Annotated in this window: 28 protein-coding genes; 16 read left to right on the top strand and 12 right to left on the bottom strand. The window is 49.6% G+C overall.

Annotated features, from left to right (window positions below; genetic code table 11):
• Positions 1–747 precede the first annotated feature (747 nt).
• A complete protein-coding gene (locus C7B82_RS23920; protein ID WP_106259194.1) occupies positions 748–1,425 on the top strand; it encodes a hypothetical protein in 678 nt (225 codons plus the stop codon).
• Here the strand turns inward: C7B82_RS23920 and C7B82_RS23915 are convergent.
• On the bottom strand, positions 1,406–1,810 hold the full coding sequence (locus C7B82_RS23915) for a hypothetical protein (protein ID WP_106259192.1): 405 nt from the start codon (positions 1,808–1,810) through the stop codon (positions 1,406–1,408). The genes C7B82_RS23920 and C7B82_RS23915 overlap by 20 nt on opposite strands.
• A gap of 166 nt (positions 1,811–1,976) precedes the next feature.
• Between C7B82_RS23915 and C7B82_RS23910 the strand changes: the two genes are divergently transcribed.
• The 8 genes from C7B82_RS23910 to C7B82_RS23880 all read left to right on the top strand — a co-directional run bounded on the left by C7B82_RS23910 (position 1,977) and on the right by C7B82_RS23880 (position 7,659).
• Positions 1,977–2,156, top strand: a complete 180-nt coding sequence (locus tag C7B82_RS23910; protein WP_106259190.1) for a hypothetical protein — start codon at positions 1,977–1,979, stop codon at positions 2,154–2,156.
• Between the two features lie 64 nt (positions 2,157–2,220).
• Positions 2,221–2,457, top strand: a complete 237-nt coding sequence (locus tag C7B82_RS31645; RefSeq protein ID WP_146141250.1) for a hypothetical protein — start codon at positions 2,221–2,223, stop codon at positions 2,455–2,457.
• Complete coding sequence (locus C7B82_RS23905; RefSeq protein ID WP_106259189.1) at positions 2,457–2,720, top strand: hypothetical protein; 264 nt, start codon at positions 2,457–2,459, stop codon at positions 2,718–2,720. Before C7B82_RS31645 ends, C7B82_RS23905 begins: the two co-directional genes overlap by 1 nt.
• Positions 2,717–5,719, top strand: a complete 3,003-nt coding sequence (locus C7B82_RS23900; protein WP_106259187.1) for a plasmid replication protein, CyRepA1 family — start codon at positions 2,717–2,719, stop codon at positions 5,717–5,719. The genes C7B82_RS23905 and C7B82_RS23900 overlap by 4 nt, the downstream gene beginning before the upstream one ends.
• On the top strand, positions 5,716–6,129 hold the full coding sequence (locus tag C7B82_RS23895) for a hypothetical protein (RefSeq protein ID WP_106259185.1): 414 nt from the start codon (positions 5,716–5,718) through the stop codon (positions 6,127–6,129). The genes C7B82_RS23900 and C7B82_RS23895 overlap by 4 nt, the downstream gene beginning before the upstream one ends.
• A complete protein-coding gene (locus C7B82_RS23890; RefSeq protein WP_106259184.1) occupies positions 6,116–7,006 on the top strand; it encodes a DUF5131 family protein in 891 nt (296 codons plus the stop codon). Before C7B82_RS23895 ends, C7B82_RS23890 begins: the two co-directional genes overlap by 14 nt.
• Complete coding sequence (locus C7B82_RS23885) at positions 7,007–7,384, top strand: ASCH domain-containing protein (RefSeq protein WP_106259182.1); 378 nt, start codon at positions 7,007–7,009, stop codon at positions 7,382–7,384.
• Positions 7,381–7,659 (top strand): MerR family transcriptional regulator, encoded by a 279-nt coding sequence (locus tag C7B82_RS23880; RefSeq protein WP_106259181.1) that lies wholly within the window; start codon positions 7,381–7,383, stop codon positions 7,657–7,659. Before C7B82_RS23885 ends, C7B82_RS23880 begins: the two co-directional genes overlap by 4 nt.
• Here the strand turns inward: C7B82_RS23880 and C7B82_RS23875 are convergent.
• From C7B82_RS23875 to C7B82_RS23865, 3 genes are all read right to left on the bottom strand, one after another.
• Positions 7,656–8,228, bottom strand: a complete 573-nt coding sequence (locus C7B82_RS23875; protein ID WP_219904665.1) for a site-specific integrase — start codon at positions 8,226–8,228, stop codon at positions 7,656–7,658. The two genes, C7B82_RS23880 and C7B82_RS23875, sit on opposite strands and share 4 nt — an antisense overlap.
• 28 nt (positions 8,229–8,256) lie before the next feature.
• Positions 8,257–8,751: an Arm DNA-binding domain-containing protein gene (locus C7B82_RS23870; protein WP_106259177.1), complete on the bottom strand. Its 495-nt coding sequence runs from the start codon at positions 8,749–8,751 to the stop codon at positions 8,257–8,259.
• 396 nt (positions 8,752–9,147) lie between these two features.
• Entirely contained in the window at positions 9,148–9,336 is a 189-nt protein-coding gene (locus C7B82_RS23865; protein WP_245940067.1) for a helix-turn-helix domain-containing protein, read from the bottom strand.
• Positions 9,337–9,485: 149 nt separating this feature from the next.
• Here C7B82_RS23865 and C7B82_RS23860 point away from each other — a divergent pair, with 149 nt between their 5' ends.
• Both C7B82_RS23860 and C7B82_RS23855 read left to right on the top strand, forming a co-directional pair.
• Positions 9,486–9,737: a hypothetical protein gene (locus C7B82_RS23860; RefSeq protein WP_146141249.1), complete on the top strand. Its 252-nt coding sequence runs from the start codon at positions 9,486–9,488 to the stop codon at positions 9,735–9,737.
• Between the two features lie 189 nt (positions 9,738–9,926).
• Positions 9,927–12,839 (top strand): ATP-dependent helicase, encoded by a 2,913-nt coding sequence (locus C7B82_RS23855; protein ID WP_106259173.1) that lies wholly within the window; start codon positions 9,927–9,929, stop codon positions 12,837–12,839.
• Here the strand turns inward: C7B82_RS23855 and C7B82_RS23850 are convergent.
• The 4 genes from C7B82_RS23850 to C7B82_RS23835 form a co-directional block, all read right to left on the bottom strand.
• Positions 12,836–13,462 carry a hypothetical protein gene (locus tag C7B82_RS23850; protein WP_146141248.1) on the bottom strand — a complete coding sequence of 209 codons (627 nt, stop codon included), beginning with the start codon at positions 13,460–13,462 and terminating at the stop codon, positions 12,836–12,838. The two genes, C7B82_RS23855 and C7B82_RS23850, sit on opposite strands and share 4 nt — an antisense overlap.
• A gap of 56 nt (positions 13,463–13,518) precedes the next feature.
• On the bottom strand, positions 13,519–14,337 hold the full coding sequence (locus C7B82_RS23845; RefSeq protein WP_181357637.1) for an ImmA/IrrE family metallo-endopeptidase: 819 nt from the start codon (positions 14,335–14,337) through the stop codon (positions 13,519–13,521).
• 329 nt (positions 14,338–14,666) lie between these two features.
• Entirely contained in the window at positions 14,667–15,107 is a 441-nt protein-coding gene (locus C7B82_RS23840) for a PIN-like domain-containing protein (RefSeq protein ID WP_106259168.1), read from the bottom strand.
• Positions 15,104–15,805: a DUF433 domain-containing protein gene (locus C7B82_RS23835; RefSeq protein ID WP_106259167.1), complete on the bottom strand. Its 702-nt coding sequence runs from the start codon at positions 15,803–15,805 to the stop codon at positions 15,104–15,106. Before C7B82_RS23835 ends, C7B82_RS23840 begins: the two co-directional genes overlap by 4 nt.
• A 101-nt stretch (positions 15,806–15,906) precedes the next feature.
• Here C7B82_RS23835 and C7B82_RS23830 point away from each other — a divergent pair, with 101 nt between their 5' ends.
• From C7B82_RS23830 to C7B82_RS23815, 4 genes are all read left to right on the top strand, one after another.
• Complete coding sequence (locus tag C7B82_RS23830; protein WP_106259165.1) at positions 15,907–18,012, top strand: site-specific DNA-methyltransferase; 2,106 nt, start codon at positions 15,907–15,909, stop codon at positions 18,010–18,012.
• Positions 18,013–18,140: 128 nt separating this feature from the next.
• Complete coding sequence (locus tag C7B82_RS23825) at positions 18,141–18,899, top strand: TIGR04255 family protein (protein WP_106259163.1); 759 nt, start codon at positions 18,141–18,143, stop codon at positions 18,897–18,899.
• 110 nt (positions 18,900–19,009) lie between these two features.
• Positions 19,010–19,507, top strand: a complete 498-nt coding sequence (locus tag C7B82_RS23820) for a hypothetical protein (RefSeq protein ID WP_219904664.1) — start codon at positions 19,010–19,012, stop codon at positions 19,505–19,507.
• Between the two features lie 8 nt (positions 19,508–19,515).
• Positions 19,516–20,046, top strand: coding sequence for a hypothetical protein (locus tag C7B82_RS23815; RefSeq protein WP_245940066.1), 531 nt, complete (start codon positions 19,516–19,518; stop codon positions 20,044–20,046).
• On the opposite strand, the gene C7B82_RS35285 is transcribed toward C7B82_RS23815, so the two are convergent.
• A complete protein-coding gene (locus tag C7B82_RS35285) occupies positions 20,006–20,332 on the bottom strand; it encodes a DarT ssDNA thymidine ADP-ribosyltransferase family protein (RefSeq protein ID WP_181357636.1) in 327 nt (108 codons plus the stop codon). The genes C7B82_RS23815 and C7B82_RS35285 overlap by 41 nt on opposite strands.
• On the opposite strand from C7B82_RS35285, the gene C7B82_RS23805 reads away from it, so the two are divergent.
• The gene (locus C7B82_RS23805) at positions 20,270–22,912 is read left to right on the top strand and encodes a TnsA endonuclease N-terminal domain-containing protein (protein WP_106259158.1); all 2,643 of its coding nucleotides are present in this window, start codon (positions 20,270–20,272) and stop codon (positions 22,910–22,912) included. The two genes, C7B82_RS35285 and C7B82_RS23805, sit on opposite strands and share 63 nt — an antisense overlap.
• On the opposite strand, the gene C7B82_RS23800 is transcribed toward C7B82_RS23805, so the two are convergent.
• The 3 genes from C7B82_RS23800 to C7B82_RS32640 form a co-directional block, all read right to left on the bottom strand.
• On the bottom strand, positions 22,909–23,229 hold the full coding sequence (locus C7B82_RS23800; RefSeq protein ID WP_106259157.1) for a hypothetical protein: 321 nt from the start codon (positions 23,227–23,229) through the stop codon (positions 22,909–22,911). The two genes, C7B82_RS23805 and C7B82_RS23800, sit on opposite strands and share 4 nt — an antisense overlap.
• A 65-nt stretch (positions 23,230–23,294) precedes the next feature.
• Positions 23,295–24,437 (bottom strand): hypothetical protein, encoded by a 1,143-nt coding sequence (locus C7B82_RS23795; RefSeq protein ID WP_146141246.1) that lies wholly within the window; start codon positions 24,435–24,437, stop codon positions 23,295–23,297.
• Positions 24,430–24,600 carry a hypothetical protein gene (locus tag C7B82_RS32640; RefSeq protein WP_181357635.1) on the bottom strand — a complete coding sequence of 57 codons (171 nt, stop codon included), beginning with the start codon at positions 24,598–24,600 and terminating at the stop codon, positions 24,430–24,432. The genes C7B82_RS23795 and C7B82_RS32640 overlap by 8 nt, the downstream gene beginning before the upstream one ends.
• Positions 24,601–24,649: the final 49 nt, after the last annotated feature.

Below are 24,649 nucleotides of genomic sequence, written 5' to 3'. Positions count from 1 at the left end.
TGGGTAATAAGCTCAAAAATCCTTGAAACCCTTGTCTAGAAAGCATTTCAGCGATCTTGGCGCAAAATCCTTGAAACCCAGGCTGTATAAGCATTTCAGCGATTTTTGATCGTTATATCCCAACATGTCTAATAAGCGAATTCCATAAAGATTAGATGAATTCTGTCTGGGCTACCCTTTCGCATGTAAACAGAAGTCCCAACTGGGCTAAAAACCTTAAAGCTTTGTAGAAATTGGTTTAAATAGCTTTCGCTTGGATTAATGCATGTTAACTGCCATAGCCCTGAACACTCGATTCTACCGTTGACACATTACGTTTGTAGCACATCGTCAAGTCCAAAACCAAAGTTTGTACTACGACGTTAAGTGCACCAGTTAGTTATTGGTTGCCCATCCCTCAATGAGGATCCACTAATCTGCTAATTTTCGCAAAATCATTACTTGCATGTTCGCCTGAAACCTTACCGAGCCCTCAAGATTTTTAGGTCTCAGGTTGATCGCCCGTAGTCAACAGTGCTTCAAGCGCTTTAAGACAAATGGCTGAAGACGGATCACCCATAACCCATAAAAAATATTCCAATTTTCCGCTCAAATACTTAACGCACGAAGAATATCCGCGTTAACCTGAGACACAGTACACGCATACTGCGATCACGGCTCCCGCCCAAAGCCTTTAGGGAAGGGCTTTTGGGACAGCAGCCTTCATCGGCTCCTTGGATTGCAGCTTGCACCCTATCTACTGACAATATGAGTGCTCTACTGTTCGGTTCACGTGCCGCTTTTCAGCAACTTTGTGACAGGAATCGAGCGAGTAAACTGTTTCACGCGATCGCGCAGTTTGACATCAATGGCGAAAATGTCATGTTGGCCCCAGTTGAGGGCAAAGCGGGTTACCTCGCCGCTCGCCTCGTTCAACTGGTATTGCTGCTGCTGCCAGTCTGGAAGATCCAGCGTCTCTTTTTGTTGGTGAATCAAGAGTATCAGGTGATTTCACTTCAAAGCCTGGAGGCGCGCTATCCTGCCATCCTCAAAGCACAGGGTCGGTTTGATCAGGCGAGACGAGTGGAACAGCTAGAGCAGAACTGTCAGTGCTTTGAAGCCATTCTGGATTACCTCAAAACGCAGGGCACATTGTACAAAATCGATAGCGGCGGTGTGTATTTAGAAGCCTTTTATCGCCATTCCAGCCCACGCATTACAGCAGAACAAATGGTGGGTCGATCGTTGTTTCAAGTTTTGCCGCCTGAAAATTGGGACGCTGCTCAAACCATTCTTAAAGCCGTGCAGTACTGTATTGCGTCTGGCAAGCGGTTGGAGATTACTTACCCCATCTGGGAGCGGCATTATCAAGCCGTCCTCATTCCCATTAAAGACCAGAGCTTTTGCTACGCGATGGTGAACCGTGTCAATGCGTCGAACCGTTGACCGCGCCATTTTGACGCTGACCTGTAAACGGATTGAGCTGTTCGGTCAAGACAGCAACTAGGTCGTCATGGCTATAAAGCTTGCCATCCGGTAGCTTCAAAATCTTGGCGCGAATCAGCGCGATCTGGATTTTGTTGGGTGGCCCATCTTTGCCTTCGCCACGCTCCACACGCCCGATCGCCGCATCGGTGATGGGAGCATCTAGCATGTTTGCCTGTGCGGTGAGCCAGAGCGCGAACTGAGGGCGATCCACAAATTCCCCCACTGACTGGCTGGGATGGTTAGCCTTGATCCAGGGTTCAATCAACGCTTTCAGCTCGGCACTCTTACGCGTCTGTTCGAGGAACTGCCCTAAATTTGCTCGACCGCTTGGAGTGACCGCCATTGTTGCCCCCTAGCATCAAAGTTGTAACAACTTCTCAGTATCCACCATTTAACAGCGCTGCTTTCAATAGTAGTGCTGACAATTTCTCTGCAAACGATCTTGACAAATTCAATATTGAAAGTGATAAAGTTGGACTCATCTTCAGTACGAGAGAGTACGAGTTTTTATGAGAAAGCAATTCAGGCCGTTGATTGACCCTGATGTGGGTCGTGAATTTAAAGCCTTCTGCGAAGACAACGGCTTGATTATCGGGACTGCGGCCACAAAAGCGTTGGTTGACTGGCTAAAGCGCCAGAAGCAAACCGAAAAGTCTGAAGCCACACTCGTTTCGTCAAACCCTACTTAAACCAAAACCGCCCTCGTATGTCTGGCAGGGCTGCTGGCGGTTTCGGTGCCCTCGTGGAGCCGTTATGTCTCAACATTGTCATATTAGCCTAACAGGTAGTACACCTGTTGTTGGTCAGATTCCGCACAAAATGTGGTTGACCTCCGGCCATCCCTCGCCAGGGGGCAACCAGCGGCGTCCGCGCGGCTTGGCCACCGGGGAGAGCGACGCAGCCGTATTTCCCTGTGAGTTGCCTACAGCTGCTTTTGGGCTCACCTCGCGCCTGATCGCCTTGCCGTGCGCTTGGGTAGAGGTGCTGTAATGGGTCAAACACTGCCTGATTTGACACGCCCGACACGCTGGCGGTTGTATGTGCGACGACCTTGGGGAGCGACAGTGCCCCACGAATTTACCGGCACCTTCCCCGAAGACGCACTGGAGACGGCCAGGGTGCAAGGCGTTCAGCTAGAGAAGGTGGTGGCACCAGAGTTCCAGCTACTGGACTCTGGCGAGTGGCGACAAGTGCCCACCCAGTTTCTACAAGACGCGATCGCTCTAGTCACAAATACGAGGAGTGGCGCATGAACGAATGTCAGCGCTTGCCTCTGGTCACTGAAGGACTCGCTAAGTCCTCTTCCTCTCGAACCCCTGACCGTCAGCCGCCTGATCACATCCATATTCACCATTGGCAGGAGTGGTTAGAGAGCGGGGTCGATCCTGACATCATCGCGCTCAACGTCGAGTCACTCTCAGATCTGGAGTTTGACCCGCTGACCCACGATGTGACAGGCACCCCGATCGCGGATCGCCTCAATCGCACCTACACCCGGTTTGGGCATCAGGTCAAAGCAACACGCGGCTGGTGGGTCAGCGGTATTGATCCGCTCAACGGCTACCAGTCGATGGAGTGGGGACGGTTCAAGCCCGATGCCGACACGCCGATCCTGGACTGGCAGAAGCAAACCCCTGCCAAGTATCTCAGCCCCAGTTACGGCGCAAACTCTAGCCGCGTCACCTTTCTTCGTGTCCCGCGACACCTTTGGGAACGCACCGCACAGCGCTACGGGATCCCTATCGCCAGCACCTTCACTGAGTTCTGGGAGTGGGTGTTCACGCTCAACGTTCCGATTATCCTCTGCGAAGGCGAGAAGAAAGCGGCCTGCCTGCTGACGCTGGGTTATGCGGCGATCGCGCTACCCGGTATTAACACCGGCGCACGCTCAAAGGATGAGGCGGGTAACCGGATGCTACCTCGCCTCATCCCAGAGTTGCAGCACTTCGCTACGCCGGAGCGGGCCATTTACGTGTGCTTCGACTACGAAACCAAGTTCAAAACCATTCAGGCCATCAACCGGGAAGCCGATAAGCTGGGCTACCTGTTTCGCTTTGCCAAAGCCAAGCCGTTCAAAATCAATCTGCCCGGACCGCAAAAAGGCGTCGATGACTTTGTAGCAGCTCAAGGGGCTGACGCCTTTGACGCGCTCTACAGGACTGCCGCTTCCCTCGATCCAGCCGAAGAGTATAGCCGCCTCACCTTTCCAGTGGCGCTGGCATTAAAGCAGCGCTATTTAGGCAATCTGCCGATTCCTGTCAGCGCTAAGCTTGTGGGCATCAAAAGCCCCAAAGGCACCGGCAAAACCGAAGCTCTGAAAGCGATCGTCAGTGAGGCTCACGCCAACGGGCAGCGTGTTTTGCTCATTACCCACCGCGTACAGTTAGGACAGGCCATTTGCGATCGGGTGGGGTTGAACTACGTCACCGAGTTACGCACCTCGCAGGACGGTGATCTACTGGGCTACGGAGTCTGCGTCGATTCGCTGCATCCAGAATCGCAGGCACGGTTCAACGCGGCTTATTGGAAAAATGCAGTGGTCATCCTGGATGAGTCGGAGCAGGTCATCTGGCACACGCTCTCAGCCGACACCGAGATCCGTAACCATCGACCCGAAGTGCTGCGACAACTGAAGGAATTGTTCAGCGCCGTCCTGGAGAGTGAGCAGGGCAAAATCATTCTCTCCGACGCCGACCTCTCCAACCTCTCCCTGCAGTTCGTGCGATTACTGGCAGAGTCCAAGATCCAGCCCTGGCTCTGCGTGAACGAGTACAAGCCAGAGCAACCCTGGACCATTCACCACTACGAGCAGACCACCCCGATCCAATGGCTGAAGGGGCTGGAGGAGGCGATCGCGCAGGGTGACAAGGTACTCGTGTTGACCCATTCTCGTGGCGTCAAGAGCAAGTGGAGTTCTAAAACGCTGGAAACCTACTTCGCTCAGAAGCACCCTGAGAAGCGAATTCTCCGCATTGACTCACGCACGATCGCCGATGCTGAACACGCAGCCCACTTGTGTACCGCCAAGTTCGATCAGGTGGTGCGAGAAGAAGACTACGATATCGTGATCGCCACACCCACGCTTGAAACAGGCATCAGTATTGACCTGAAGGGGCATTTTCAAAGCGTTTGGGGCTGCTTTCAAGGGGTGACAGCCGAAAATTCGGTGCGTCAGTTTTTGGCCCGGTTGCGAGAACCGGTCGATCGCCACATCTGGATTGCTAAAAGGGGCTTAGGGCAGGTTGGCAATGGCAGCGCCAGCTTCAAGTCCCTGGTTTCGTCCCAAAAGGCGATCGCCAGTCTCAATCTCCAGTTCCTGGAGGTTGAAGGGGATACAGTGAGGACCTTTGACGATGCCCTCACCATCTGGGGCCGCATCGGCTGTCGCATTAATGCCAGCATCCCGACCTACCGCGAAACGATCTGCCGCAATCTGGAGCGGGAAGGGCATACCTTGGTCAACGCGTCTCGCACGGACGGCTTAGAGGCACTCAACGCAGCGGTCACCCAGGTACGCGACGCCCAGAAGCAAGCAGAATACGCGGCGATCGCAGCAGCAGCAGTCATTACCGAGCAGCAGTATGAAGAGCTAAAAGCCAAAAAGACCAAAAATGAAGCGGAGTTTTTCCAGGAGCGCAAACACTTTTTGCACCAGTACTATCAGACCGACGTAGACAGCGAGCTGGTGGCTAAAGATGACGACGGCTGGCGACCGCAAATCCGTCTGCATTACTACCTCACGCTGGGCCAGCCCTATCTTAAAGAGCGTGATGCTCATACCTTTGCTAGTAAGCACAGTGGGGGCGAACTATGGGAACCCACATTCAACCGCGATCAGCTTTCGGCCAAAGTCAACCTGATCAAAACCCTGGGCCTCCTTGACCTGCTGAATCCAGACGAGTCATACCACGCCGAACATGCCGCCATCATCCACACAGCGACGATCGCGCGCCAGTATGCTCAAGCCGTCCGCAATGTGCTGGGCATCAGCATCTCGCCCAAACAAACCGGGATGCAAATCGCGCAAAGCCTGCTGCAAGTGCTGGGGTTAAAGCTGCGCTATAGCGGTAGGCCAGGGCAGAGAGGTGCACCTCGCAAGCGGCTGTATCAGTACGAACCTCCAGACGATGGGCGCGACGACATTTTTCAGCGCTGGCAGGAACGCGATGAGCAAAAACGGAGTGACGCCGCTGTGTCCACCCCTGGTATAAGTAATCTAAACAGTGCCTGGGTGCTGGACGGTGCAGCATGAGTGTAGCGATTCCCCACTGGCTGAAGACCGATCCCTTTGCCTGCTACACGGTCGATCGCACCATCTTTAGGCCCCAACGCCGCCTCATCTTCGCGAACGGCGTGCCGAGCTTACTAGACTGCCGCAATCAGACGTATCCTCTGGTACACTGCGATCGCCTCCACTGGGACGACTTCAAAGGTGCGGCGCTGCTAGTGACAGGCCAGCAACGGCTGACGGTTTATCCCGACTTCGACGGCGGCTTGATTATCACCGACGGTAGGCTCAAGCAAAAGGTCATTTTGACACCGCCAGACGACGCGCTAGAAGCGGCGCGATCGCTGGCTCAGTTTTTTCAAGGGGTTGTTATACCGGAGGAAGCACCGGATCAATCTGCCTCGAACCGAAAGGACAAACATGGCAAGCAATAGCAAAATTGAGTGGACCACTCACACCTTCAATCCCTGGATCGGCTGCACCGAAGTCTCACCCGGATGCGCTCACTGCTATGCCAAAGACATGATGGAGCGTCGGTATCATCGCGTGGAGTGGGGCGCTGGTAAGCCGAGAAGTCGCACTACAGCAGACTACTGGAAACAACCAGCACGCTGGCAGCGGCGGGCACAACTGGCAGGCAACCGCGAGCGCGTTTTTTGTGCGTCGTTGGCAGATTGGCTCGATCACGAGGTGCCCATTGCTTGGCTGGCCGATCTACTCACACTGATTCAGACCACGCCCCAGCTCGATTGGCTTCTACTCACAAAGCGACCGGAGCACTGGAGCGAGCGCCTGCATGAGGTGGTTCGCTTGAAGCATAAGGGTGCTGACACCCTTGCAGCCGCTTGGCTGGACGGCAAGGCTCCAACAAACGTGTGGCTCGGCACAACAGTGGAAAATCAAGCGCAAGCAGAGAGACGGATTCCCCTGCTGCTGACGTTGCCTGCGACGCTGCGTTTCCTCTCTTGCGAACCACTGCTGGAGGCTATCAACCTTCTTAAATGCCTCCCCTCGAATGTAAGGTCAGAGAACCGTTTGCACTGGGCCATCTGTGGCGGCGAGTCAGGCAAAGAGGCCCGCACCTTCGATCTGCAGTGGGCGCGATCGCTGCGCGGCCAGTGTCAAGCGGCTGGAGTTTCGTTTTTCTTCAAGCAGACAGGCTCCCACGCGATCGACTCCAGTGAGCAGCACGCCATGCAGCACTCACTCAAAGATCCTAAAGGCGGCAATCTCGCTGCCCTACCAGAAGATCTCCAAACGCGTGAAATCCCGACGCAACGTGTGCCGCTGCGAAACGGGGAGGTGCTTTAGATGGTGGCTTACAACTTCAAAAAGCAGTTTGTGCCGTTGATTGAGGCTGGTCTGAAGCGGCAAACCATCAGGGCTCCACGCAAACGACATACAAAGCCTGGTGAAGCCATACAGCTTTACACCGGGATGCGAACCAGGGCTTGCCGGAAGTTGGTCAACCCCGATCCAATCTGCATCAGTGTGGAGCCGTTGTTGATGAACGACGAGTTGGGCATCAAGCTGGATGATCGCTGGCTCTCTCAAAACGCCTTGGAGACATTAGCGGTGGCCGATGGCTTTAGCGACTGGGAATCATGCTCACGCTTTTTTGAAACGGTGCATGGCTTGCCCTTTCAAGGCGTGCTGATTAAATGGGAGCCACAGGAGGACAACCAGTGAAGCTAGCAGATTTCCCCTTCATCTCCAAACATGAAGCCTCGAAGCTGTTAGGTGTCAGCGTCACCACTCTCAACCGTTGGCGCAAAGATCCCAGTAAAGAATGGCAGCAGGAGACTCACTATACTCAACGCGACAGCGGCGAATGGGAATACAATCAGACGCTGCTGGAAAAATGGCGCGATCGCCGCTTAGACCCGCATGGCTACATCAACGCTCTACAACAGTTCCAGCAGGCGATCGAAGCCAGCCAGCGTAAAGGAAAGCGCAGCGCTTAGTCTGGCAGCGGTCGCCGTCCCTTCACATTCCCAGCGTACCGGCTGTAAACTACACGCACCGAGTTGCCCATCGTTTCTGCCACTTCTGAGGGGGACCAGCCCTGATCGAGCAAATGGCTGTGCGCTGTATGTCGAGTGGTATAGGGCTTGCGATAATCCAACCCTAGACTGTCTAAAATTGGCTTCCAGGCACGGTTCCTGAAGTTGTGGTCATCCATCGTGCCGCCTTTCACTGACGAGAAAACTAATCTCTCTAGATCGGGTTTATCCGGTCGCCTTGCCTCTAGAATTGACCGTAACCGACTGTTCAGGGCAATCACTCGTGTCTGATTGGTTTTGGTTTCCTTCCGCCGTCCCCGGCTGTGGCTTTCCCAGATGGTGATTGTGGAGCAGTCAGGAGAGACCGATCGCCACCGCAAGCCAATCAGCTCACCAGGGCGCATCCCGGCGAACATGGCGAACTCAACGTAATCTGCAAAGTAGTGATAAACCGGATGAGCGCGGAACGCCTCAATAATGAGCTGCCGCTCAATCTCGGTGAACACATCTGGCGGCGGTGACGCAGGCACCTTCACCCGTATGTCGGCAAACGGATTTTCAGTGATTAACTTTATTCTGTCTGCCCCACTCGTAAGCGGCTTTCAGCAATCCAATCCGCTCCTTTACAGTCACTGGAGCTAGCTTCTTGGTTTCTAGCAGCCAAGCCCGGAAGCTTTCAGCGTCTTCTCTAGTCACAGAGAGCGCCGTTTTTTGTTGGAAAAACTCTTTCAGTTTCGGCTGAAAGCCCTGGTACTTCTCTAGCGTTCGACGATCAATATCGGTTTTCGCTTTAAATGATTGGAATTTATTGAATAATTCAACTACTAAGATCTCTCCCTGCTTATTTGTTGCTGGGCGATACTTTTGGAGTGTGGGGTCAAAATTGCCCGTAGCAAGATCCGCCTCAATCGCACGCGCCTTCTGCTCTGCCACCAGGCGATTTACCGGTCGATCGCTCAGCCCTAGTGCAAGGCAATAGCGCTTGCCCGCCTGCCGCCAACGCAGCCGCAATCGACCCTCAAAGTTCTCCAGGTTTACCTGTACTTTTGCCATTTATCCATACCCACAGCCGTACCCAATGATGGCTGAAAGTGGCATGGCTTGGTACAAGCTGGCATACCCGATAAATAGTTATTCTCGATTCAAGGTTCTTATTTGATTCTCCAAAACCGCCTCTAGAAGCTAGTTTCAGCCGATGGACACATCCCGACTCGAACGGGAGACCCCCACGATGTCAACGTGGTGCTTTAGCCTTGCTGAATAAGGCTTTCAGCAATTAAATCTTTAGATTGATCTCAAAACTGATCTTAAAAGCAAATTACTCAGTCTTTTAATAGCTTTCTTCAAGCGCATTGCCGTCAGAGAGCATTTTCTGGAACTATTTATTTCCTGCTCAACCTTGATCAGCATTTGATGGGGACGATCGCCCCTTTCAACTCGGTTTCTTACCTACTCGTCAGGTTCGTAGATGATAAAGTCTCCAGGCTGCCAACCGTAGGCGCGGCAGACCTTTTCTATAACGTCCCCAGTGGGGATATAGGTCGGATCGTCACAGAGCCGATAGGCAGTTGCCCGACTTAACCCGGTATCTTTCCAGAAGCGATACCGGGTCGTGCCTTGCCGATTCAGAAGCTCCATAATGCGGTTCTTTGCGCCCATCCCTTCATAATGCCAGCATTCTCACATTGCTCCTATGTCTAAAAAATGAGAATATGGAAGGGCTAAAAAGCCACCGCTATAGCTTTGGTCGGCAACTGCGGTGGCTTACCCCTATATGGAGTAAAACCATGATGACAGAAAATCCTTGTAGTCAAACGGCTCTCACGTCTGAGCAACCTTTTATTGACTTACGCGATCGCCCTTCTCCTGACATTTTGCGAGTGCTGGCGATCGGGAGTCCCCAAGTGGTGCATTTTTTCGTGATGACGTTATTCAGATATGGTTATGCAAGACCGGATGAGTGGTCTAGACCGCTTCCAACTATTAATCAGGGAGAGGTTATGCAGATCCTGACTAAGCGGGTAAACCTGTTTGAGTAGCTTGGAGCTACAAGTTACTTTTCTCAAACCCGGTAATCCTACCGGGTTTCTTGTTGGCAGAATGGTACATGCTCTGCGTTACTTCATCTGATTGTCAAGACTTTCTAAACTTCCCCCAAAATATCCAATTGTGACGAATGGCTCTGGGAATACTGAATTAATCCCTCTAATTCCCAGGAGTTGAACCTTATGACGGTTGCCCCAGTCAGGTTCTCTAGCAAAGCCAACCCTCAACAGCAACAGGCGATCGCTCACACTGAGGGGGCGCTGCTCATCATCGCTGGCCCTGGTTCTGGAAAAACTTTTACACTAGTCGAGAGAATTGTTTACCTCATTACGCACAAAAACGTAGAACCAGAGAACCTCTTTGTTGTGACCTTTACTGACAAAGCGGCTCAGGAACTTACAACCCGCATTGCTAACCGCCTCATTGAGGTTGGAGTTCGGTTCAACCTCAATGAGATGTACTTGGGGACGTTCCACTCTATTTGCTTGCGCTGGCTGGATGACCATCGGGAGTTTACCCGGCTGAAGCGTAACTTCATGATGATGGATCAGTTTGACCAGCAATATTTTCTTTACAGGCGGCTGAGTGAGTATGAGGCGATCGCGAACAGTGAATTAGTCATAGGCGATCGCGAACAGTCATCCTGGAACAAATCTCAAACCCTGCTCAAGTGGCTGAATACCGCGACTGAGGAAGCGTTAGACGCAGACAAGCTGATCAATGCTTCTGATTTAGAGGTAAGCGTGTTGGGGCAATGCTACGCCCTCTATCAAAAACACCTGGAGGAAGAGAACGCGATCGACTTTTCCACGATCCAGCTTGAAGCCCTCAAATTGCTGAAGAATAGCCCTGTTATCCTGGCTGAACTTCGCTCAAAGCTGCAATACCTAATGGTGGATGAGTATCAGGATACCAACACCATCCAGGAACTCATCCTGAATCTGCTAGCGGGCGATCGCCCTAACCTCTGCGTTGTTGGGGACGATGACCAGGGGCTATACCGCTTTAGAGGGGCAACCATCCGTAATATCCTCCAGTTCAAAGACAAGTTCCCGGAAGGGCAGTGCCAACAGGTTCGGCTCACTACCAACTACCGCTCCCATCCAGACATCATCGACTTTTATAACCGATGGATGAGTGGGCAAGAATGGGAACACGATGGTCAGGAGTTCCGCTATCAGAAGCAGATTGAACCCAGAGAGGATGAGTTTCCAGCCGTTCCAACGGTTGTTAAAGTGTCGGGTCAAACTGCTCAGGCATGGCATGAGGAGGTTTTAGCGTTTCTCCATACCCTCAGAGATCAGGGCAACCTGACCGACTGGAACCAGGTTGCCTTCCTGTTCCGCTCGGTCAAGAGTGACAAAGCTGTTGCCCTATTCCAGTTCCTTGAAAGCAATGGCATCAATGTCTACTCCCCTCGCTCCAATCAGTTTTTTGAGCGGGAAGAGATCCGGTTGATGGTTGGGGCATTAATCTTCCTGTTTCCCCAGTTTCCGCAAATTCGCCAATGGGCGGATGGTGCTCACCTCAAAATCTGGGATTACTACGATCAGCAGTGTTTTGCCCTATTTGTTGAGGAACTGCGTAAACCAGAGAATGAGAGCTTGCTGAAGTGGGCACGGCCGATCGCCAAAACTCACCTCACTCTTACGCAAAACGCTGACTATGCCTTTTCTGGTTTGTTCTATCGCCTGCTCCAGTTTCCCCTATTCAGCCGTTATCTGGGTGAGGCTTTCCTGAAGCAGAAGGGCATCCAAAACAGCCGTGCGATGCGAAATTTGGCGATTTTCTCGCAACTGCTCGATAAGTTTGAATACCTCTACACCGTTCAGGTCTTAACCCCTGGCTTTCTGGATAAGAATCTCAAAGACCTGTTCAATCAGTTTTTCCGCTTCCTTCAGGATGGCGGTATTGATGAGTATGAAGACACCTCAGAATATGCCCCTAGCGGCTGCGTCTCGTTTCTGACAGTCCATCAATCGAAGGGGCTAGAGTTCCCGGTGGTCATTGTCGGTTCTCTGGAAGCAGTTCCCCGCAAACAACACACCCCGCTGAATGAGGTGTTAGAGAATGATTACCTACTGAGACCGCCCTTTGAGCCGTTGGAGTTGACCAAATTTTTTGATTTTCGCCGTCTCTTCTACACTGCCTTTTCCCGTGCCCAAAATCTGTTGGTGCTCACCTGCCAGGAGAAGCAGGGCAGAGGTCAAACCCCTTCCAAATATTTTCTAGACTTCTACCGAGAACTGATCGACTGGAGAGATGCCAGCTTTAACCCTGCTGCGATCGCGCTAGAGTCAGTCAAAGACGTAAACCTGAAGCGGGAATACTCCTTTACCTCCCACCTGACCCTATTTGAAAACTGTGCTGAGCAGTACCGCTTCTTCAAAGAATTGGAGTTTGCCCCCAGTGAAACCAACGCCATCCTGTTTGGGACGGTGGTGCATCAAACCATTGAGGACATTCACAAGACGGTTCTGAGAGGAGAGGAACACAAGCTGTCAGAGGAACAGGTGATCCGCTGGTTTGATAGCAACTATGCTTATCTGACCAAGCGAGAACGGGCATATCTAGCACCCAACGTGAAGCGGGCAGCATTGGAGCAGGTGACGCGCTATTACCACCGGAATCAGGGCAACTGGTCACACATCCAGGAAGCTGAGGTGGATGTGTCGCTGGTGAAGGATGAATACATTTTGTCAGGCAGTATTGACTTGATTCAGGGGGAGGGCAACACGGTTGAGATTGTGGATTTCAAGTCAGAGAAAAAGCTGGATGTGAACAACCGCAAAGACCGGGAAAAGCTCGATCGCTACCGCAGACAGCTAGAGGTCTATTCCCACATTGTTGAGGAGCGCACCGGGCATACGGTCAGCAAAATGCACCTCTACTACACTTCTGAAGAGTCAGGCAATCCTTACATCACCTTCCCCAAAGATGACCGCTCGATTGATCGCACCATCACTACTTTTGATCAAGTCGTTCACCGCATCGAGGGTAAAGATTTCCAGATTCCAGAACGCCCCACCAAGCTGTGTAAGGGCTGTGATATGCGATTTTATTGTGATGCGAAAAACTGGAAATTTAGGAACTAAGGCTCATTTGGATAGGGATGTAATAAGCTGCCAGTTTCTTCTCTTAGAGTTTCAATGTAGCTATTTAAAGTAGTCAAAGAGTTTTCTAGTGTTGAGAATTCTCCTGATCCAAAAACTGCTTTGATTGCTTTATCACATTCCCGAACGGGAGCGATTTTATCGCGAACAGCTTCAAATCCATACGCATCAATAGCTTTGAGAACGAGCTGCTCTAGACACCAAAACTTGTGGGAAAAGTTTTCTTGGATAATGGCTATCTCAACCCCTGCTAATGCCCTGAGATAATTCTTATCACCCGTGAATATAAATGCTTGGGATGGTTCAGTTTCTTGCAGAATTTGAGCAGCATAGGCAGTTAAAATTGCTTCACCTTTATCTATACCTTCAAATTCTGATAGCTGAACAAACAGGCTTTGGTCAATTTTCGCATCAGCTATTTGAGGCAGCTTTTCAGCTAGCTCGATGGTTTTTTCATAGTTAATAAACCGAGCCTCTGGGTTTCTAGATCTACCCTTCTGAAGCTTTTCCCAATCTCGCTGAAACTTGAATTTTGCTGTTGGCAAGATATTGATTTGTTCTGGGTTGGCATCAAATAGAGTTATCGTCTCATCAAACAAATCCAAGGTAGCTAGCTTCTGGAGGATATCATTATCAATGCAGTAGATACAGCAAGCCAAAACTAATCTCCTAGAATCTTATCCAGGTGATCAGAATTATCGTCAGTGAGACTTTCCCAATCTATATGATTTTCTAAGAACTGATTGATGATCTGATGTCCATTTTGAGCTGGATTTAGCTCGTCAACAGCCTTGTTCGCAAACTTATAATTCCCGGTATGCCATGCGTAATTGAAGGCAAGAGCGCACGGGTCAACCGTTGAATCTGCTTGAAGGCGCTTGTTAATCTTATTTTTCAGATGCTTCTTGCCACTTGTAACCTCTTGACCATCAAAACAGTTATCCAAATCATTGACTAATAGTTTTACAGCAAATAAATTGGCAGCAGTTTCTTCTCCGTCGTCAGAGTTTTGGTCGATCTCATCGTCAATCAAAATGCCTGCTTTGATATGCCCCAAGGCGAGATGAGCCAGTTCATGAGCTAGATGGAATGCTAACCAGGCAGGATAAGTTTTCTTGCTACTCAACACAATGACCGGGCGATCGCACTGCCACTGAATCATACCTGTGATTTTGCGAGTATTTTCTGGATAGTCATTGAAATAAACCACTGCAACGCCATGTTTCCAGCAGTAGTTCAGGATACTCTCTAAGTTGATTTGTGGATGATCTTGAAGGATTTCTGACCGAACTTGGTTGACATCTTTAGAGATCGTGACAAATGGGGTCTTTACGCCATAAGCGACAAGCTCTGCCACCCTTGAGGCAAGCCGATGAGAGGTATCTGGTATGTCTGCCTGTTGTTGCAGATGATATTTAAATTTTGTGTCGGGTAGTAGCTTAACCTGAACTGGTTGATCGTCTGAGAGGAGGCTTTGCAAGTCCAGGTGTAGGCGTTTGGCGATGTGCCCAGCCCCTTCTAAAACAGCGGTGGGCTGATTGTTTAGCTCATCATTCCACCAGCTAGGCAAAACAGACCTGCGAACGTAGCTTTCACTTAGCCCGATCGCAGACAGCTTTTTATAGAGCGTAGACATGGACAAGGTTTGAGTCATTAGCCTGCCCTCCAGGTGAGAGCTTGTGCAAGTTCCTGCTCGGATGATGGGGAACGGCGCAACTCCTTACGATTACAAGTTGTACTCCATACTTCATCCTATCAAGCAATGATCCCGCTTTCCTTGTCAAAAAATCATAACGAATCAATCTTGGGCTAGGACGATGACCCATCTCCCTTCAGCAGCTTAAGTAGTTGGGTGCGGTTACGCCAAAGTTCTACCCTGCCATCTTTGTAAATTTTGGTAATGAAGGGGGCTTGGTTGCCCTGAGTGAATTTTTCTAGTTTGGGCAGCACCTCAACGAACAGATCTGCCATGTGCTGACGGGTGAGGTTGCCCGATACCAGAATGAACACCCTTGCACCTGCACGGGCGATCACCTTCAACTCCAGCGCATTCGTCCCGATCACCTCATCTTTGGTCAGCGCTACCCAACCGCGATCGCCCATCACCTGAAGCCACTCCAGATCAGGGGTGTTTTGGGCAAAATGATTGCCATGATGCTCAACTTGGGCACCTGCTTCAATCAGGGCATTTGCCACCGACTTACCAAGGCACCAATCAATGAAGAAAATCGGGCGATCGGCTGAAGTCACGCGGCGCGGTTTTGGGCTTCAAACTGGATGGCGGCTCTAATCTGCTCAGGAGTGCAATCAAACTCATCTGCCACCGCTTCAATCTCATCACCCGCATCAATCAGGCTAACAATGGCAGCCGTAGGCACACCCTTACCCGCAATCACGGGCTTGCCAAATCGGATTGATGGGTCAAGAAAAATGATCTTGTCGGTTCCGGGTTCAGGCACCCACTCAATCACTGGGAACAAGCGATTGGCGATTCCTTCTACATTCCACTCAATGCGGGTAAGCAGATGCTTTAGGGTTTCTCGCATGGCAAGCTGACCAGACCGGGAAACATTCACCAGTCGATCCATCTGATCTACAAACAGGTCAACCCCATCCGTCTGGAACCGCTTCATCACCAGTGGATGAGCTGTGTCAAACTGCTGATTCATGTAGTCGAGGGCTTTGCGAACTTTATCCAGCTTGACCTGATGGGTTTCTCGGATGATTCGGAGGACGTGAGCCTCTACAAGGTTGGTGAAGGACAGTTGGGGTAATGCTGGGTCAGGACGTTGGATCAGGGGTTCAAAGGCTTGCTGACCGTTTTTCGTGACATAGGAACGCCCTTTGAGCCATGATCGGAGCGTCATCAGAGGGATACGCAAATACCGGGCAGCATCCGTCACTGGATACGCCGGGGTATTGTAAATATCGTCATCCCACTTCACCATTTGACCCCGAAAAACATCTACTCTGACATAACGTTACCGGATTTCTCCCTAAAATCGGGAATGCTGATATAGAAATTCTTTCCCATAGGCTCCTTCATCCCATGACTGACCAGCCCCAACTCAGCCTCAACTTACCTGACACTCAACCCCTGACCACGGTAGAGGGCTACCAGTTTGAGCCGATTAAGGGTTACCCGATGCTGCACTGGAAAGGCAAACGCCCCTTTACCAGCACCCAATATTACCCGGCACAGTTGAAAGAGGTGCATGGAACAGAGACAGAGGGTTGGCGCAGCAAGATTTATTGGGGCGATAACCTCCAGGTGATGAGTCACCTGCTAAAGGAATTTCGCGGCAAGGTGAACCTGGTTTATATCGACCCTCCGTTTGATTCAAAAGCTGATTATAAGAAAAGGATTAAATTGAAAGGTGAATCAGTTTCTAATGACTTAAATGCTTTTGAAGAAAAACAATATACAGATATTTGGACAAATGATGAGTATCTCCAATTTCTTTACGAAAGGCTGATAATAATTCGTGAATTATTATCAGATGATGGGAGCATTTTTATTCATTGCGATTGGAGAAAGAATAGTCATCTTAGGTGCTTAATGGATGAGATTTTTTCTTCAGGTAATTTTATCACTGAAATCGTGTGGAAAAGGGCAACTACTCATGCTCAAAGAAAAGGATTTGCAATTGTTCATGATTCTATTCTTAATTATTCCAAAGGTTCAGATTATGTCTGGAATTCTCAGTATATTCCTCACGAGAAAGAATATGTAGACAAGTACTACAATAACTTTGATCAAGATGGAAGAAGATACACTTTAGATAATTTGACGGCTGAGGGGCAAGGACAACCTCGCTTTTTCTTTGGTATACAATTATCTCCTCCTCCAGGTACTCACTGGAGATACTCTCAAGAAAAAATTGATGAATACTGTAAGACTGGATTAATAGTTCTTACTTCAAACGATAGACCCCGATTTAAAAGATATTTGGACACATTGAAAGGCAAGATAATCACCTCTTTTTGGGACGATATTAATCCTGTGAACTCTCAGGCTATTGAAGATACTAAATATCCTACTCAGAAGCCGAAAGACTTGTTAGAAAGAATCATTAAATCCTCATCAAATCCTGGTGATATAGTCTTCGACTGCTTCATGGGCAGTGGCACTACCCAAGCCGTTGCGATGAAACTCGGTAGACGGTTCATCGGGGCAGACATTAACCTGGGAGCCGTACAAATTACCACCAAGCGGTTGTTAGGTGTAGCTGAAGAATTAGAGCAAGCACAGGTTGAGCCAGCCAAGGTTCTGCAACTCTCTATTCCCAAAACTGCCCCCGCCTTACGTTCCATTGCCGGGGGCAATGCGGCGAGTGCTGGGGGTGACAGACGGGCGGCGGAGAGCGGGGCAACCTATGCTGCTTCCGAAAACACTGAGGACACCGAAGACATCGAATCAGCCGTTGATCAAGACGCTGAACCCACTACCTACTACACCGGGTTTGAAGTCTACAACGTCAACCACTACGATGTCTTCCGCAATCCCCTGGAAGCGAAAGACCTGTTGCTGGAAGCATTAGAGGTGAACCGCCTGGGGCAGGGCAACCTGTTCGATGGCGAAAAAGACGGGCGCATGGTCAAGATTATGCCCGTCAACCGCATTACCACCCGTGCTGATCTAAATGAACTGATCGCCGGATTCGACTACAAAGCCTTTGAGAAACGCTACCAAGAACACCCCCATGCCCCCGTCGAGAAAATCACCCTGGTTTGCATGGGGCACGAACCCGACCTGGCGTTCCGCCTGAAGCAGGAAGTGAAGCCCTTTGAGCTAGATGTGGAAGTGATAGACATCCTCAGGGACAGGCAAGAGATCCAGTTCAAGCGCGATTCGGAAGCCAGCATCACGGTTCAGGGCAAAGACCTGGTGATTGAAGCCTTCTACCCCATGAACCTGCTCGGTAAGCTCAGCCTCCAGCAAGAAAATGTGGAAGACTGGCGCGAACTGGTGGAATCGGTAATGATCGACTGGAATTTTGATGGGGCGATCTTCCAGCCCCTCCAAGTAGACATCCCCGGCAAAAATGAACTGGTCAGCGGTCGCTACCCCATCCCCGACGACGCAGGCACCATCCGCATCAAAATCACCGATTTGCTCTCAGAATCCCTGGAGGTGGAGTTAGAACCGGATTAGGGTGATGGGGTTAAGGGGCAAAGGCGGTTAAGATCGGAGTATCCAGAGATGAGTGGATCACAAGGCTGAACTACCCCTGTAGCGGTTGATACGGGTGTGGTGAAAGCAGTAGTGGTTAAATTAAGCCCATGTCGATTGCTAAATTCACAAAATCACCGTTAACAGAGGTTATTTGTGGGGTTGAGTTCAATGCCCTCGATTTTGCGTCTGTTCATTTTGGCTTGTATTGGCAAACTATCCGCGATCGCTTTCCCCATCCACCACTCGATCGCCCCCCTATCGGTGAGATTGAGCTTCTGAACATACTCCCAACCCTGCGTAGAGTTTGGTTTGAATCTGATGACAGAAGACAACTGATTCAGCTACAAGCGAATCGGTTTCACTACAACTGGCGACAGCAAGACGAGTCCGATCAGTATCCTCATTTCCATGAGATTTATCCAAACTTTTCTCAAGAATGGCAAAAGTTTGAAAATTGGTGGTTAAAGACCGAGAAAAACCCATTACAGCCGATTCGATATGAGCTTACCTACCTGAATCAAATCGATCAAAGATTTGGCTGGAATCATTCAAGTGATTACCCAAAGATTTTTAACTTCCTTGGGGAAGGATGGAGCGAATTGTCACTTTCTTCCCATGCCTTCAATGCCAATCTTGAATTTAATCTTCCAGAAGATAGAGGTATTTTGTCGGTAAGTCTAAATCAGGGAATTAGACCCAAAGACAATGTATCCGTTGTTATTTTAAATCTGACTGCCAGTACTACAGATACCAGTGTTGAAATTGAAAAGTGGTTTGATCTGGCTCATCAATCTACCGTAGATATATTTTTGAATTTAATCAGTCTAGAAGTAAAGCAAGAGTGGGGTTTAACATGGTTGGATTAATGACAAGTTCATCCATAGAATATAGAAGAGACATAGATACTGTTTCGACTAAAACTAGTTCGGTAGATGCCTTTTATAGTGATCCGGACTTACTCATACGAGAATATTTCTTGTCTTCTTCCACTCAACGATGTGCATCAAGAAAGGTGATTATCCAACACATCAAGTCTTTGAAATCAATTTTTGAAATTTTAAGTCGTGGTGCAAGTGGTAAAGCCCGTGATAGCTACGATGGGGCTGTTAACTTACTGGCTGAAATTGACAGTTTTGAATTATTAAAAAATGCCAGCCAAGCTGCTCAGAAAGCTTATCTATTGATGTTGGAAAAACCTTCTAATTTGAAATTTGCAGAGAGCTTTTTAGAGATACTCATTAAAGCGATCGCCTGTGCTTATAAAATCGATGCTAACCAGCGGTTACGGTTACTCAGAGATATTCTTCCTCAAGCAGACCGACGTATGATAAAAGCATCAATGATTGATGCCTTAACAATTATTTCTGATGAGGCAAACCTGGATTCTGTGAAAGCCACAATTGAGCAGTTCGCTTCGGATCAAGATCAATATATTCGTGATTATGCAACAGCAGCCTTACAGGATATCAGCTAGGTTGAGGGGTGACTGAATCTATGCTCCCAAGCCTCTTCGATCTTGGCATAGAACCCGGTAGTTTTATCAGAAAACTTGATAATCAGAACCATTGGAATGCTCATCAAGATGAGGATCTTTCCAGAGCATCAAAATTAATAGCAGAAAAAATATTCAAAGAAGCGGGAGAGAAATATAGCCTTTGGAAGGTCAACACTGAACAAGAGTTTTATGGTGTGGTGGCTTCTCTAACAGCTAATGCAAACCCCAAGGATCGAAACATCGATTTCATTTGGGTAACAAAAAGTGAGTTGAAAGAAGTTGACATTGAGTTTGATAGCGTGTCAGAAGGAAACTGTCTTAAAGTTAATGACTTACATTTTGACGCTGTGATCAACCAAGAGAAGGCTAGACAACTTTGCCATAACTTGATCGTTAAGCAGAGGGTCGCTCAACGCTGTAAAAAGGCGCAAACCGTCTTGATTCTTCAATATCAGCGCGATCGTGGATGTAAGGCGACTAATGCTGATTTAGTGTTGTGCGATTGCCAGAAACCATAGTTCTGAAGTTGCTGTCAAGGATGGGTGGAAAACCAGCCCTGATCCTTGAGCCGTTGCCATCCTGAATGTTGCCATAGGAAATATCCTGAAATTCCTGGTTTCTAGCCCGTAGACGAGTATTGGATAACAAACCACCATATAGGACAATGGAGGTCAGGTTGTCGAGATGGGTAATGTGGTAATCGGTAATGGCATTGAGTGATGGAGCCTTAAGTGAGTCAGTATGGCAAAGCGAACCACAAAGAAAAGCGTCAATCTTGATTTTGCCTTCTTTACCCACCTGCATGACTTCTACCGGGCAAATAAAGGACGGATTCGCACCCATTACCGAGAACTCAGCAAAAAGTTTCTCGACTTCAACAACCCCGACCACAATCCCAAGGCGTTTCTCCGTCAACCCCAGTTTGAAGCCCTGGAAATGTATGTGTTCTTGAAGGAATATCTTGGCAATGCCCCCGTTCACCAGATTTTTCGAGACTGGGCAGATCAGACGGGCAAGCTTGAGGGACGGACGATCGCAGAGCGAGAAGGTCAGGTTCAGTTAGAAATTCTCAAAGAAGCCTCCAAAGAGCAGTATGAAGCCGTCTTTACCCGCATGAGAGATCATGCCGATGGTCGTATCTACGCCAATTACATCTTTGCTCTGACGATGGGCACGGGCAAAACCATCTTGATGGCAACCTGCATCTTTTATGAATTCATCCTGGCAAACAAATTCCCCAAAGATCCGAAATACTGCCACAACGCCTTAGTCTTTGCCCCCGATAAGACCGTACTCCAGTCGTTACGAGAAATCCAGACCTTTGGCTTAAGTAAGGTCGTGCCACCCGATTATGTCAACTTTCTGACCGCGCACCTCCAGTTTCACTTCCTGGATGACGCAGGAACCACCCTCACCACCCTGGATCGATCGCGCTTTAACATCATCATTTCCAACACCCAAAAAATTATCCTCAAGAAGCAAACCAAAGAGAAGACCCCGATCGAGCAACTCATGGGCAGCGGTAAGCCCACCTATCAAGCCGATAGCGTCTATGCTCAAGCGACTGACCTTTACCGGTTTGACCAACCCGATGATGAAGCCTCCCTCACCACCAACCAGCGGTTTGAGAAGCTGAGACGGTTGGGACAATTGGGTATTTACATCGATGAGGCTCACCATGCCTTTGGCAACCAGCTTGCCAACGATATGGGCATCAAGCCAACCGCTACCAGCTTGCGTAAAACAGTTGATGAACTAGCAGCCAGCCTAGAGCGATCGGGAACCCATGTGGTCGCCTGCTATAACTACACGGGCACCCCCTATGTAGGCAAAGAAGTCTTGCCAGAGGTGGTTTATGCCTATGGGCTAAAGGAAGCGATCGACAAGGGCTTCCTCAAAAAAGTTCGGATCAACGGTTACAGCAATACCCGTACAGGTGAATTTGTGGAACTGGCGATCGCCAACTTTCTCCAGCACAATGCCAACCAACGGCATGAGGGCATGTTGCCCAAAATGGCGTTTTTTGCTGCCACCATCGACGAACTTCAGGGTGAACTAAAACCCGCTGTAGAAGCTGCCCTGGCAAAACACAATATCCCCACCAGCACCATTCTGATCAACGTGGGTGATCCAAAACTTACCAGCAACGATGACATCCGAGATTTTAACCGCCTGGATACGGCAGAGTCAGAGAAACAGTTCATCCTGTTGGTCAACAAAGGGCGGGAAGGCTGGAACTGTCGATCGCTGTTTGGTGTTGCCCTGTTCCGGCAGCCCAAGTCGAAAATTTTTGTGCTTCAGGCAACGATGCGCTGTCTACGGGCAATTGGAGACGCTCAAGAAACAGGTTATGTCTACCTGAGTGAAGACAATCAGAACATCCTGGATGCAGAACTCCAGCAAAACTTCAGAATCAGCCTCCAGGAAATGCAAGAAGCTGCGAGCGATCGCGAAACCGTCAAAGCTTATGTCAAAGACCCACCGCCAAAAATCAAACTCAAGCGGGTTCGTAGACAGTTTGATATGAAAGAAAGGCACCTGACCAACGGTATTCACCTGGAACTCGAAAAAGCACTCAAACCAGAAAACACCGACAAATATAGACTCATCCACACGGAGCAAGAAGGGCTATCGGTCAAAGCAGCCGCTAGAGGGAAAACAAAGGAAGAAGACCTCACCCATATTCGCCAAAAACGGGCATTCAGTAAGCTCACCCTCATTGCTGAAATTTCTCGCTATCTCAATCAATCGCCCCTAGCGATCGAAGGTATCCTGAACCGCACTCAGGAAGGTGTAGAGCGCATTCTAGAGGCAGTGAACGAGTTCAATGAACTGCTCTATGACTGGGTAATCCCTCACCTATTCAACGAACTCTATGAAATTAGCGAAGATACCACCACTGAAGAGTATGAAGTTGAACTGGTGAAGCTCTCCAAAGATGGCTACTACAGCGTTAGTGCCAAACGGGATCTCATTGTTTCAGAGGCGATCGCGGGTCGAGATGCTCCCAAAAGTTTCCATCTGGATCACTACTGCTTCGACTCTGAGCCAGAAAAGACACTGTTCTGGAACCTGCTCAGGGATGGCAGAGTGAAAAAGCTCTACTTCACCGGAATGCTCACGCACGGACAATCAGAGTTCTATATCCAGTACATAGACCCCGACTCCCACGCCATTCGCAGCTACTACCCCGACTTTTTGTTCCAAAAAGATGATGATTCCTACGTCATCGTTGAGGTGAAGGGCGATAACCTGATTGATGATCCGGTGGTGCAAGCGAAGAAAGAGTTTGCAGAACAGATGGCAAAAGACAACCAGATGAACTACCAGATTATCAAAGGCAGTGAAGCTGGAGCAGGGCAGTATAGCCAACTGTTGAGCTAGGCAATCATGCCTTCAATTCGCTCAACCCGTTTCTGAAGTAGTTCAATCTGTCGATCCAGCGTCTTCAGATGTTTCCCACGGGCGATCGCCGCCTCATACTGCCCTACTTCAGAAGATTTGACATATTTCGACTTCTTCCCACTGAACTGGGCTTGTCGGCTCCGCAACTGCCAATGAGCTTTCTGGCTTCTGGCAGTCCCACCTGGTTTAGACGCTGCCAGCCAACAATCAAACCAGACATCTCCCTCATTGCTGATCCTCGTTCGCTCAGCTTCCAGGGTGTTCAAGCTTTCCAGCAATTCCAGGTACTTGGTCATTGTCGTGATTCGTGTGCAATTAATATGATTCTAGCACTTTTGCACACGAATCAAGTTTAGCGCAATCACTGAGAAGTGAAGGAAGCTGTCGCCGACGCCGCGTGGCGATCGGAGTTTTGACCAAACGAACCCATAGAACCCCCATGCTGCCGTTCCTTCTGCAAATTTTGAAGCTGCCTGATCGCCTGCTCTAACTGTTTGGCGATATGCGACTCATACCGACTCAGCAAGGCAATCGACTGAGGAATAGGGCTAGCAGTCAGGGCTTGACGTGCAATCAATTCGCTCTGGTAGCGATCGCGTTCCTGCTGTATCTTCTGCTCAATCTGCTCAATTTGCTCAATCCGTTTCTGACAGGTCTCTAAAATCGTCGTGTGTGTCTGTGCGTAATAGTCCCAAAGACCCTTCGTTTTAGGGGGTGCGGCGTTTTTCAAGGTGATGCCATAAAACCAACATTCTGCAAAGGGATGTTGCATCTTACAGAGGTCTCTCAGCCAGCTGAGGTAACGACTGGAGAATTGTTCCTGGTCGATGAGCGCTAAAGTATCACCCGGTTTCCCTGGAATGCCATCAGTTGGATACTCATTTTTGAACTGGTTTAAATCTTGCAACGTAGACTCGATCCAATCCTTCCAGATGTCAGCAAAATAGCGAGAGCGGCGCTCGGTGGGGAAGTGTTCCCGTTGATTCCGTTCGATAAACCAGGTGAGCAGCTTGCGTTCCCGCCTCAAGTTGTGGGGGTGAAAAACACTCCAACGCTCATCCTGCTCAGTTGGTTTGAGGAGTGGATACGTCTCATCAGTAGAAGGCTTGGCGACAGGAGGCAACAGTTGAGCATTGCCGATCGCTGCCTCTGCGACCCATAGGCGGTTTTGCCGCTGAATGCACATGGCGATCGTCTGTACCAGATGCCATTCCACGGCTCCCGTTGGTTGGTACTGGTCAACCAAATTTTGCATCAAGCCCTGAAAGGTTTCTAAATCCTCACTCACCAGAATGGGAGGCTTTTCAGCGAGTAACCCGTGTTTGGTGGCATTGCGAGACGCGATCGCCTTCCCTCTCTCAGTAACGGCTCCTTTTGATTTTGCGCCATTCATCCGGCACACTTCAGGACTGGCTACCATATCAGCAAACCTCCCCAGGTTGAAGCTTTCACTACCACGATACTCAACGCTTAACGGTTTGAGCGTTTTGGCTAGCCTATCCACAGCTAAGTAAGGGTCGGAGATGATTACGCTCCCAAATATACGGCTCTAACCCAGAATCAAGCTTTGCCTTCCAACCGCTAACCCGCTTCGTCGGGTGAACAGCATTGTCGGGTACAACCGTTAGTGTGGCAGTCTGCCAGGAGCCGTAGTGGAGGACTTCCACGCGATCGCCCGCTTGCGGTCTCCAGTCATGGTCAACTTGAAGCGGTTTC

The organism is Stenomitos frigidus ULC18 (genome assembly GCF_003003795.1).
In the GTDB taxonomy this organism is placed as follows: Bacteria; Cyanobacteriota; Cyanobacteriia; order Leptolyngbyales; family Leptolyngbyaceae; genus Stenomitos; species Stenomitos frigidus_A.
Note: the sequence above shows the minus strand (reverse complement) of the source record. Positions and strands in the feature narration are given on the sequence as shown.